Source organism: Microbacterium sp., from assembly GCF_011620715.1.
Classification (GTDB): Bacteria; Actinomycetota; Actinomycetes; order Actinomycetales; family Microbacteriaceae; genus Microbacterium.
Map to the genome: position 1 here is coordinate 1 of NZ_WOYP01000056.1, position 11,912 is coordinate 11,912.

Genomic DNA, 11,912 nt, shown 5'->3' on the forward strand with positions numbered 1-11,912 from the left:
GGCGGCATCCAGGCCAACTCCCCCAGGACGGAAACGTAGCAAGGGTAACCAGGCTCTGCCGGGTTCGCGGAGAGTCTTCTTCTTCCGGGGCGCGGCGCCGAGGCCGTCACCGTGCGAACGGGAGATTCATCCTCGACGCTCATTGACCCCGAGCCTGACGCCGACCGTCATCGCGCCCGTAGGCTGAGCCCGTGGCGAGCATCTTCATCACTTCGGCAGAGGGCAACTCGGGCAAGTCGACCGTCGCACTCGGAGTGCTCGACGCACTCAGCCACGCCACTTCCCGGGTCGGCGTCTTCCGCGCGATCGCCCGCTCGACCGTGGAGCGCGACTACGTGCTGGAGATGCTGCTCGCGCACGACGGCGTCGATCTCGACTACGACGAGTGCATCGGCGTGACTTACGACGACGTGCGCACCGATCCGGAGGCCGCGCTCGCGGCGATCGTCGAGCGGTATAAGGCCGTCGAGGCCCAGTGCGACGCCGTCGTCGTGGTCGGAAGCGACTACACGGACGTCGGCAGTCCCGCAGAACTCGCCTACAACGCGCGCATCGCCGCGAACCTCGGCGCACCGGTGCTTCTCGTGCTGGGCGGCCGATCGGCGCGGGACGAGACGCAGCCCGAGCTGCTGGGCTCGTCGCTGCCGCGCACTGCGGTCGAGATGGGGAAGATCGCCGACCTCGCGCTCGCCGAGCTCGCACATGGGCGTGCCGAGCTGTTCGCCGTCGTCGCGAACCGCGCCGACCCCGACTGCGCACCCGACGCGATCGCGGCGATCGAGCGGTCGCTCGCGGCGTGGCTGGGACCCGCCCACGAGAAGGTGCCGGTGTGGGCGATCCCGGAGGACCGCTACCTGGTGGCACCGTCGATGCGCGGCATCATGCGCTCGGTCGGCGGAGAGCTGCTCTCCGGAGACCCCGACCGGCTGACCCGTGAGGCGCTCGGCGTGGTGATCGCCGGGATGTCGATGGTCAACGTGCTGCCGCGCCTGCTCGAAGGCGCGGTCGTGGTCATCGCATCCGACCGCACCGAAGTGCTCCTGGCCACGCTCCTGGCGAACGCGTCCGGCACCTTCCCGTCGATCTCCGGCGTGGTCCTGAACGGGGGCTTCGAGCTTCCCGAGCCGGTCACCCGGCTGCTGGACGGACTCGGCTCGAAAGTGCCGATCATCACGACCGACCTCGGCACGTACGAGACCGCGGCGCGCATCATGACCACGCGTGGACGGCTCGCCGCCGACTCGCAGCGCCGCTACCACACCGCTCTGACGCTGTTCGAGACCAACGTCGACACCGATGAGCTGTTGCGCGCGTTCGGCGTCGCCCGGGCGAGAGTCGTGACACCTCTCATGTTCGAGTTCCAGCTCATCGAGCGCGCCCGCGCCCAGCGCAAGCGCATCGTGCTCCCCGAGGGCGACGACGACCGGGTCCTGCGCGCGGCTGCGACCGTGCTCAAGCGGGGTATCGCCGACCTGGTGATCCTCGGCGAGCCGCTCGAGGTGCGCGCGCGCGCGATCGAGCTGGGCATCGACATCCAGCGCGCCGAAGTGCTCTCGCCGTTCGAGCCCGTTCACGTCGCGCGCTTCGCCCAGGAGTATGAGCGCCTGCGCGCGCACAAGAGCGTCACGTACGCGCAGGCAGCCGACACTGTGACCGACGTCTCGTACTTCGGAACGCTCATGGTGCACCTCGGCCTCGCCGACGGCATGGTCTCGGGCGCGGTGCACACGACGGCGCACACCATCCGCCCGGCATTCGAGATCATCAAGACCAAGCCCGGCGTCTCGGTCGTCTCATCGGTCTTCCTGATGGCGCTCGCCGACCGCGTGCTCGTGTACGGCGACTGCGCCATCATCCCGGACCCGACATCGGAGCAGCTCGCCGACATCGCGATCTCGTCCGCCGCCACGGCCGCGCAATTCGGCATCGAGCCTCGCATCGCGATGCTGTCGTACTCGACGGGGAAGTCGGGCTCGGGTGTCGAAGTCGAGAAGGTCCGCGCCGCGACCGCCCTCGTGCGCGAGCGTGCTCCCGAGCTGCTCGTCGAGGGACCGATCCAGTATGACGCCGCCGCCGACGTCGCCGTGGCCGCGGCCAAGATGCCCGGCTCCGAGGTCGCCGGCCGCGCGACGGTGTTCATCTTCCCCGACCTCAACACCGGCAACAACACGTACAAGGCGGTCCAGCGCTCCGCGGGCGCTGTCGCGATCGGACCGGTGCTGCAGGGTCTGAACAAGCCGATCAACGATCTGTCGCGCGGCGCGCTGATCGATGACATCGTGAACACGATCGCGATCACGGCGATCCAGGCCCAGGACGAAGCCTCCCCGACGCCCGGCGAGGGCGTCGCATGAGTGTCGTACTGGTCGTAAACAGCGGATCCTCGTCGTTCAAGTATCAGCTCATCGACATGGATGCCGAGAGCGTGCTGGCATCGGGGCTCGTCGAGCGCATCGGTGAGCCGGCCGGTCGCTCCACCCACACGGTCTTCGCGCCCCCGACCGACGGGCCGGCGGCGACGATGCTCAGCGCGACGTACGAACGCGAACTGCCGATCCCCGACCACACCGCGGGGTTCGCCGTCATGCTCGACGCCTTCGCTGAGAACGGCCCCTCGCTCGAGGAGAATCCGCCGGCCGCGGTGGGGCACCGGGTCGTCCACGGCGGCGCACGGTTCTTCGAGCCGACGATCATCACCCCGCTCGTGGAGATCGACATCGGCGAGCTCTCGGTGCTCGCGCCGCTGCACAATCCGGCGAACCTCGAAGGGATCATCGCCGCGAAGAAGGCGTTCCCCGACCGCGCGCACGTCGCGGTGTTCGACACGGCGTTCCACCAGACCCTTCCGCGGGCGGCATACACGTACGCGATCGATTCGCAGCTGGCGGCGCAGCACCGCATCCGCCGATACGGCTTCCACGGCACGTCCCACAAGTTCGTGAGCGAGACTGCCGCGGCCTATCTCGGCAGGCCGCTCGCCGAACTCCGCCAGATCGTGTTCCACCTCGGCAATGGTGCGTCGGTCACCGCCATCGACGGCGGACGCTCGGTCGAGACCTCGATGGGGCTCACGCCGCTGGAGGGGCTGGTCATGGGCACCCGTTCCGGAGACATCGACCCGGCCGTGCTGCTGCATCTCGCCCGTCGCGCGAGCATGTCGATCGACGACCTCGACGACTTGCTCAACAAGCGAAGCGGTCTGCTGGGCCTGTCGGGGTCGTCCGACTACCGCGACATCGACGAGGCCATCCTGCGCGGCGATGACCGTGCGCTGCTCGCGTTCGAGGTCTACGTGCACCGTCTCCGCGCGTACGCGGGGGCCTACCTCGCCCAGCTCGGCGGCGTGGACGTCATCTCCTTCACCGCCGGGGTCGGCGAGAACACCCCCGCTGTGCGGGCCGCTGCCCTCACGACGCTGCGCTTCGCAGGCGTCGAGGTCGACCCCGAGCGCAACGAAGCGCGGGGCCGCGGCATCCGTGTCATCTCCACCGATGCGTCCCGTGTGAGCGTGCTTGTCGTGCCGACGAACGAAGAGCTCGAGATCGCGCGACAGACCCTCCAGGCGGCCGGAGTCTGAACCCGATCGGCGCGCCCACCGCGTTACCGCATCCGAGCGTGTCCCACTACGCTGGCAGGGCGGCACGAAGAGGCGCCGAGCCCTCACATTCACCCTCGCCCGGAGGTTTCTGCGTGGCCGATGACTCCCTGCCCGACCTGAGCGCGTACGACGCGGTCCTGTTCGACCTGGACGGCGTGCTCACGCCCACCGCGCAGGTGCACATGCACGCGTGGCAGACGATGTTCGAGGATCTCTTCGCGGCGTGGGACATCGAGCCGCCGTATACCGAGCGCGACTACTTCGATCACCTCGATGGCAAGAAGCGCTACGACGGCGTCGCGAGTCTGCTGCGCAGCCGCGACGTCGAGGTGCCATGGGGCGACCCGTCGGATGATCCGTCCGCCGATACGGTGTGCGGCATCGGCAACCGCAAGAACGAGGTCTTCTCACGGGTGCTGCGCGCCGAGGGTATCGTGGCCTACCCGGGTTCGGTCGCCCTGCTGGACGAGCTCGAGGCGGCCGGCATCCCCACCGCCGTCGTGTCGAGTTCGAAGAACGCCGAAGAGGTGCTCCGTTCGGCCGGCCTGCGCGAGCGTTTCACAGTCGTCATGGACGGCGTGATCGCAGAGCGCGACCACCTCGCCTCCAAACCCGCACCCGACGTGTTCGTCGAGGGAGCGCGGATGCTGGGCGTCGACCCGGCGCGCAGCGTCGCGGTCGAAGACGCCATCAGCGGAGTCCAGTCCGCCGCCGCGGGAGGCTTCGCGCTCGTGATCGGTGTCGACCGCGGCACCGGCCAGGACGAGCTGCGCAAGGCCGGCGCGCACCTGGTCGTGAACGACCTCGCCGAACTGGTCACCGGTCCCTCACCACTCCCCGACGCCGACCGCTCAGACATCCAGGAGAAGTCCGCATGATCGACCGCGACCGGTTCCCCGTCCACCCGTGGTGTCTCGTCGAGAACTCCTTCTCGATCGAGGACGTGGGCGTGACCGAGACCCTGTTCTCGGTCGGCAACGGCTACCTGGGCCTGCGTGGCAACCTCATCGAAGGACGCTTCGCGCAGGAGCACGGGACCTTCATCAACGGCTTCCACGAGACATTCCCGATCCGTCACGCCGAGCAGGCGTACGGCTTCGCCGAGGTCGGGCAGACGATCATCAACGCGCCCGACGCGAAGATCATGCGGGTCTATGTCGACGACGAGCCGCTGTCGCTGGATGTTGCGGACGTGCGCGAGTACGAGCGCGTGCTCGACATGCGCGCCGGTGTCTTGCGCCGACGGGTGCGATGGACCACGCCCTCGGGCAAGGACGTGCTGATCGAGGACGACCGACTCGTCTCCTTCGAGGAGAAGCATCTCGCGATCCTCCGCCTCGAGATCACGGTGCTCAACGCGGATGCGCCGGTGACCGTCAACTGCCAGGTGGTCAACCGCCAGGACGGCGAGAACGTCTACGGCGGCATGCTCAGCGCGACCAAGAAGGGCGGGTTCGACCCGCGCAAGGCCGAACGCATCCAGGAGCGCGTGCTGCAGCCGGAGGAGTACTGGCAGGACGGCGGCCGCTGCGCGCTGTCGTACCGGGTGACCGATTCGGGCATGACGCTCGCGGTCGTCGCCGACCACGTGATCGAGACCGAGAACGAGCACAACGTTCGCACCCTCGTCGAGCCTGACATCGCGAAGAACGTGTTCCGCGTGCAGGCCAGGGCCGGGGTGCCGATCCGGGTGACCAAGCTCGTGAGCTACCACACCTCCCGCGGCGTGCCCACGCGTGAGCTCGTCGACCGCTGCCGGCGGACGCTCGACCGCGTCAAGATCGAGGGCGTGGAGCGCCAGCACGAGCGCCAGCGCGTCTGGCTGGACGGATTCTGGGACCGCTCCGACGTCTGCATCAGCGGCCACGACGACCTGCAGCAGGCCACCCGCTGGTGCCTGTTCCAGCTCGCGCAGGCCGCCGCGCGTGCTGACGGACAGGGCGTGCCCGCCAAGGGCGTGACCGGGTCGGGGTACAGCGGTCACTACTTCTGGGACACCGAGATCTACGTTCTGCCGTTCCTCGCCTATACCACGCCGCTGTGGGCGCGCAATGCGATCCGGATGCGGTACCTCATGCTTCCGGCCGCCCGTCGGCGCGCGCATCAGCTCAACGAGCATGGCGTGCTCTTCCCGTGGCGCACGATCAGCGGAGAAGAGGCCTCGGCGTACTACGCTGCCGGCACCGCGCAGTACCACATCAACGCCGACATCAGCTTCGCGCTCGCCAAGTACGTGCGCGCCACCGGTGACGTCGAGTTCCTCCACCGCGAGGGCGTGGACATCGCGGTCGAGACGGCGCGCCTGTGGGCGACCCTCGGCTTCTGGCGCTCGAACGACAGCGACGGTGAGGAGTCCTTCCACATCCACGGGGTGACCGGACCGGACGAGTACACGACGGTGGTCAACGACAATCTCTTCACGAACGTCATGGCCCGGTTCAACCTGCGCTTCGCCGCGCGGACCGTGCGCGAGATGGCCGAGGACGACCCCGAGGCGTACCGCGTCATGGCCGACCGGCTCCGACTCGATCCGGCTGAGGCCGAGGCCTGGGAACGCGCCGCCGAGGCGATGCACATCCCATTCAGCTCCGCCCTCGGCATCCATCCGCAGGATTCGGTGTTCCTGGAGCGCGAGGTGTGGGATCTCGAGCACACGCCCGCCGACCAGCTGCCGCTGCTGCTGCACTTCCACCCGCTCGTGATCTACCGGTACCAGGTGCTCAAGCAGGCCGATGTGGTGCTCGCCCTGTACCTTCAGGGAAACCACTTCTCGGCCGAGGACAAGCTCGCCGACTTCGAGTATTATGACCCGCTGACCACGGGCGATTCCACACTCTCGGCCGTGGTGCAGTCGATTCTGGCGGCCGAGGTCGGCTATCAGGATCTGGCACTCGAGTACTTCCGCCAATCGATCTTCGTGGACCTGGGCGATCTGCATCACAATGCTTCCGACGGCGTGCACGTGGCGTCAGCCGGCGGGGTGTGGACCGCGCTGGTGGCGGGTTTCGGAGGCATGCGCGACCACTTCGGCGAGCTCTCGTTCGACCCCAGACTGCCGGCGGACTGGCCGGAGCTGGCGTACACGCTGCACTGGCATGGCATGCCCCTGCGCGTGACGCTGACCCGCGACGCGCTGAAGGTGTCGGCGGGCGAAGGCGAACCGCTTGTGTTCAGCGTCCGCGGTGCCGGCTACGCGCTCGAGCCCGGCGACGAGGTCGTGGTGCCGCTCGCCGGTCAAGGCCCGGTGATCGCGGGCCGGCCGTCGCTCAACCAGTTCGCGGACGTGCGACGCGAGGACGGCACACTGCTGTCGGCATCCGTTCCCGCTGTCACCACGGCCATCCCGATCATCGGTGCGACCGCAGATGTGGAGCATGGCGCGGACGCCTGACCGGGGTTCGCGTCCACGCCTGCGTTCCGCGCCTCGACGGCATGTCCCAGCCACGCCGTAGGCTGGGTGCGTGACGACCGCTCTGTACCGCCGATACCGTCCTGAGACGTTCGGCGAGATGATCGGCCAGTCCCAGGTGACCGAGCCGATCATGACCGCGCTGCGCGGCGACCGCGTCGGTCACGCGTACCTGTTCTCGGGGCCGCGCGGGTGCGGAAAGACGACCTCGGCGCGCGTCCTGGCGCGCTGCCTCAACTGTGCCGAGGGGCCGACCGACGTGCCCTGCGGGGTGTGCGACAGCTGCGTCGAGCTCGGCCGCGACGGCGGCGGGTCGCTCGACGTGGTCGAGATCGACGCCGCGAGCCACAACGGCGTCGACGATGCCCGCGACCTGCGCGAGCGCGCAGTTTTCGCGCCGGCGCGCGATCGGTTCAAGATCTTCATCCTCGACGAGGCGCACATGGTGACGCCGCAGGGCTTCAACGCTCTGCTCAAACTGGTCGAGGAGCCGCCCGACCACGTGAAGTTCATCTTCGCCACGACCGAGCCTGAGAAGGTCATCGGCACGATCCGCTCGCGCACGCATCACTATCCGTTCCGGCTGGTGCCCCCCGCGCCGATGCTCGAATATGTCCAGACGCTGTGCGAGACCGAGGGTGTCACGGCCGAACCGGGCGTGCTGTCCCTGGTCGTGCGAGCGGGCGGCGGGTCGCCGCGCGACACGCTGTCTCTGCTCGATCAGCTGATCGCCGGGTCCGAAGGCACCCTGGTGACCTACGCGCGGGCCGTCGCGCTGCTCGGGTACACGCACGCAGAGCTGCTCGACGAGGTCGTCGACGCCCTCGGCGCAGGGGATGCCGCGGCGGCCTTCGCCGCGGTCGACCGCGTCGTGCAGACCGGTCAGGACCCGCGCCGTTTCGTCGACGACCTGCTCGAGCGGCTGCGCGACCTGATCGTGATCGCGGCCACCGGGCAGGGCGCAGCGGCGGTGCTGCGCGGAGTGCCCGCCGAGGAGCTCGCGCGCATGATGCGCCAGGCCGACGTCTACGGGTCGCTCCGACTATCGCGCACCGCCGACCTCGTGATCGCGACGCTCGACGAGATGACCGGGGCAACCTCCCCGCGGCTGCAGCTCGAGCTCATGGTCGCCCGCGTGCTCGCGCACACCGGAGCGGCGGCATCCGGATCGTCTGCCGCGGCGACCTCGAAGACGACCAGCGCGTCCGCGGCGCCGGCTGCGGTTCAGTCCGCACCGGCGAGCAGTGCCCCCCCGGCCGGGCACACACCGCAGGTCGTCGCGCCCGCCGAGGCGCCGCCCGCCGACGTGCCCCCCGTCGTCCGCACGCCGCTGCCGGCGGCCGAGCCGGTGAGTCCGGCATCCGCTCCGAGCGGTCCGGTCACCTTGCAGCACATGCGCGACGCCTGGCCCGAGGTGCTCGGTCGACTTGAGGCGATGAGCCGCTCGTCGTGGCTTCTCGCCTCAGGTGCGCGCGTCCTCGGACTCGATGGCGATGTGCTCACGCTCGCGTTTCAGAGCCAGTCCGATGTCGCGAAGTTCAAGAAGCTCGCGGCAGGAACAGGACCCAGCGAAGACCTTCGCCAGGCGATCCTGGCCGTTCTCGGCATTCGGGTGAAATACCTCGCCAAGCACGACGGCGATCCCGGACCGGCGCAGGCCGCGCCCGCGGCGGCATCCGCCCCCGATGCCACCCCGCCCCACCCCACCCCGGTCGGTTCGCAGCGGGCCGCCACCGCGCGCGTTGCTGCCGCACCGGTCACCGAATGGGCGGTCGCCGCGATCCCCGCCGATGCTGATGCGCCGCCCCTCGACGCGCCCGAGCCGCCGACCGCGGTGGCGCAGTTCGCGGTCGACGACGAGCCCGAAGACGCGGCCGACCAGGCTCGCGCCCACATCGCCACGATCGCTCCGCCGCGCGAGGGCGACGTTCTGCCTGTGCGCGAGGTCGAGCCGTCCGTCGACTTCGACGACGATGACGACACTGACGACGTGGATGCCGCTGCCGACGTGCCCGTGCCGCCGGTGGTCGCGCCGCCGCTCCTTGGCGGCGCGGCGACCCGCGCGGCGTCGGCCGGGACCCAGCGATATGGCGAAGCCGTCGTCCGCCAGGTGCTCGGCGCGCGCTTCGTGCGGGAAGAGCCGTACGAGCCGCCCACGAGGTTCAGCTAGACCATGTATGACGGCATCGTCCAAGACCTGATCGACGAGTTCGGACGCCTTCCCGGCATCGGCCCGAAGTCGGCGCAGCGCATCACGTTCCACATCCTGCAGACCCCGTCCTTCGACGTGTCCCGGCTGGCGGCACTGCTGGCCGAAGTGCGTGACAAGGTGCGCTTCTGCGAGATCTGCGGCAACGTGTCGGAGCAGGATCGCTGCGGAATCTGCCGCGATCCGCGGCGCAACCCCGCAGTGATCTGCGTCGTCGAAGACGCCAAGGACGTCGCGGCGATCGAGAGAACGCGCGAGTTCCGCGGTCTCTACCACGTGCTGGGCGGCGTGATCAGTCCGATCGCCGGCATCGGACCGGAAGACCTGCGGATCGCCCAGCTCATGCAGCGCCTGGCAAACGGCACGGTGCAGGAGGTGATCCTCGCCACCAACCCGAACCTCGAGGGCGAGGCCACCGCAACGTACCTGAGCCGGCTGCTGCACACGCTGGAGATCGCCGTGACGCGCCTGGCGTCCGGCCTGCCCGTCGGCGGCGACCTCGAGTACGCCGACGAGGTCACGCTCGGTCGCGCGTTCGAAGGGCGTCGCGCGGTCTGATGCCCGGTCTCGCCGCAACGGTTCGACGTCCAGGCGATCCCTCCGGTCACGGCCGGCTGATTCTGCTCCGGTCTCAGCGCAGCACTTCGACGAGCGCCACCCATGACACGACGATTCCGGTGACGATCGCGAGGATGCAGCCCGCCGCGACGAGGAAGAGCCCGGCCGGGTGTCCCACGGTTGTGACGACGGCACCGGCGACGTAAGCGGCTATCGGCAGGAACCCGAAGATCGACTTGGCGAGCTTCGCCTGAGCCGCCGGGTCATGGTCGGCGAAGATCGCCCGTGTCGCCTGCACCTGGAAGAAGCCCGCCCCGACAGCCGCGAACCCGAGGAGGATGCCGAACCATGCGGGCGACATGTTCGGGACCAGGCCGATCCCCGACCCGACGATCGCGAGCACGAGTGCGGCGATTCCGGCCGCGAGGCGGGCCGTCAGCGATCGGGTCTTGACGATCTCGGCGATGTTCACGCTCGAGGCGACGATCACCAGACCCGCCAGGGCTGCCGTCGCCCCGACCATCGCGACGTTGAACTCCGACCACAGCTCGAGACCTTCGATCATGGTCGGGATGCTATCGCGAGTACGCCGGCCGGGCGGCGCACTCAGACCTCGGCGCGCACAGGTTGCCGCCGTCCCGCCTGCCTGACGCATGGCGGGGGCGGCATACCGCGTCGCTCTGTGGGGCTCCGCCCCACACCCCTGATTTGCTGACGCGCACCCGTAAGATGGTGCGTTGGGGCGCGGCATCCGTTCGCCCGTCCGTCATCACACCCGCGTCACCCGAGTGACGCTCCCGGGAGTTTCATCGTGGCGTTGTTCGTGCAGAAGTACGGCGGGTCGTCGGTCGCCGATGCGGAGAGCATCAAGCGCGTCGCCAAGCGCGTGGTCGACACGCGGCGGGCCGGCCACGATGTGGTCGTCGCGGTCAGCGCGATGGGCGACACGACCGATGAGCTGCTCGATCTGGCCTCGCAGGTGGCACCGATCCCCGCACCTCGAGAGCTCGACATGCTCCTCTCCAGCGGCGAGCGCATCTCGATGGCGCTGCTGGCCATGGCGATCCACTCGATGGGCTTCGAGGCACGTTCGTTCACCGGCTCGCAGGCGGGCATGATCACGGATTCCACGCACGGCGACGCGCGGATCGTCGATGTGACGCCGGTGCGGCTTCGCGAAGCGCTCGACGAGGGTGCGATCGTGATCGTCGCGGGGTTCCAGGGCTTCAATCGCGACACCCGCGACATCACCACGCTCGGACGCGGCGGATCCGACACGACCGCGGTGGCGCTCGCGGCCGCGCTCCAAGCCGACGTCTGCGAGATCTACAGCGACGTCGACGGAATCTTCACAGCAGACCCCCGCGTCGTGCCGCGCGCGCAGAAGCTGACGCACGTGTCGAGCGAGGAGATGCTCGAGCTCGCCGCGAACGGCGCGAACGTCCTGTACATCCGCGCGGTCGAGTACGCACGCCGTCACGGCGTGCCGATCCACGCGCGATCCACGTTCAGTTCAGGCGAGGGCACTTGGGTGCTCGGTCAGGGCATGACAGTTCCGAAGGGCGTCAACCTGCCCATCGGGGGCGAAGGAGCAGAGATGGAAGAGCCGATCGTCGCCGGGGTCGCGACCGACCTCAGCCAGGCCAAGATCACGGTGATCGGCGTGCCTGATGTGCCGGGCAAGGCCGCCGAGATCTTCAAGATCGTCGCCAAGTCCGGAGCGAACGTCGACATGATCGTGCAGAACGTGTCGGCCGCCTCGACCGGCCGCACCGACATCTCGTTCACCCTCCCCAAGGAGGATGCCGCGACCGCTCTGCGCGCACTCGCGGCTGAGCAGAGCGACGTCGGATTCGAAAGCCTCGTGCACGATGACCAGATCGGCAAGCTCTCGGTGGTCGGCGCCGGCATGCGCACGCACTCGGGAGTATCGGCGACGCTGTTCGAGGCCCTGAGCGTCTCGGGCATCAACATCGAGATGATCTCCACGAGCGAGATCCGCATCTCCGTCGTGGTCCGTGGGGATGACCTGGCGGAAGCCGCGCGGGTGGTGCACACGGCCTACGGTCTCGACGGGGATGCCGAAGCCGTCGTCCACGCCGGCACCGGTCGCTGATTTCCCAGCCCGGCTCCAGCGG

General features: G+C 69.1%; 8 protein-coding genes and 1 other RNA gene. 8 read left to right on the forward strand and 1 reads right to left on the reverse strand.

The window, feature by feature from the left end:
* The 7 genes from ffs to recR all read left to right on the forward strand — a co-directional run.
* Positions 1-84, forward strand: an RNA gene (ffs, locus tag QZV84_RS05325) — signal recognition particle sRNA small type; the annotation flags it as partial.
* A gap of 107 nt (positions 85-191) precedes the next feature.
* Positions 192-2,354: a phosphate acetyltransferase gene (pta, locus tag QZV84_RS05330; protein ID WP_292826432.1), complete on the forward strand. Its 2,163-nt coding sequence runs from the start codon at positions 192-194 to the stop codon at positions 2,352-2,354.
* Complete coding sequence (locus tag QZV84_RS05335) at positions 2,351-3,577, forward strand: acetate kinase (RefSeq protein ID WP_292826435.1); 1,227 nt, start codon at positions 2,351-2,353, stop codon at positions 3,575-3,577. Before pta ends, QZV84_RS05335 begins: the two co-directional genes overlap by 4 nt.
* Positions 3,578-3,690: 113 nt before the next feature.
* Complete coding sequence (locus QZV84_RS05340) at positions 3,691-4,476, forward strand: beta-phosphoglucomutase family hydrolase (protein ID WP_292826438.1); 786 nt, start codon at positions 3,691-3,693, stop codon at positions 4,474-4,476.
* Positions 4,473-6,989: a glycosyl hydrolase family 65 protein gene (locus tag QZV84_RS05345; RefSeq protein ID WP_292826441.1), complete on the forward strand. Its 2,517-nt coding sequence runs from the start codon at positions 4,473-4,475 to the stop codon at positions 6,987-6,989. Before QZV84_RS05340 ends, QZV84_RS05345 begins: the two co-directional genes overlap by 4 nt.
* A 70-nt stretch (positions 6,990-7,059) precedes the next feature.
* Positions 7,060-9,177 (forward strand): DNA polymerase III subunit gamma and tau, encoded by a 2,118-nt coding sequence (locus QZV84_RS05350; RefSeq protein WP_292826444.1) that lies wholly within the window; start codon positions 7,060-7,062, stop codon positions 9,175-9,177.
* Positions 9,178-9,180: 3 nt separating this feature from the next.
* The gene (recR, locus tag QZV84_RS05355) at positions 9,181-9,774 is read left to right on the forward strand and encodes a recombination mediator RecR (RefSeq protein WP_292826447.1); all 594 of its coding nucleotides are present in this window, start codon (positions 9,181-9,183) and stop codon (positions 9,772-9,774) included.
* A 73-nt stretch (positions 9,775-9,847) separates the two neighbouring features.
* Here recR and QZV84_RS05360 read toward each other — a convergent pair whose 3' ends face one another.
* Complete coding sequence (locus QZV84_RS05360) at positions 9,848-10,339, reverse strand: hypothetical protein (RefSeq protein ID WP_292826450.1); 492 nt, start codon at positions 10,337-10,339, stop codon at positions 9,848-9,850.
* Positions 10,340-10,585: 246 nt separating this feature from the next.
* Here QZV84_RS05360 and QZV84_RS05365 point away from each other — a divergent pair, with 246 nt between their 5' ends.
* Positions 10,586-11,890, forward strand: a complete 1,305-nt coding sequence (locus QZV84_RS05365; protein ID WP_292826454.1) for an aspartate kinase — start codon at positions 10,586-10,588, stop codon at positions 11,888-11,890.
* The last annotated feature ends 22 nt before the right edge of the window (positions 11,891-11,912 follow it).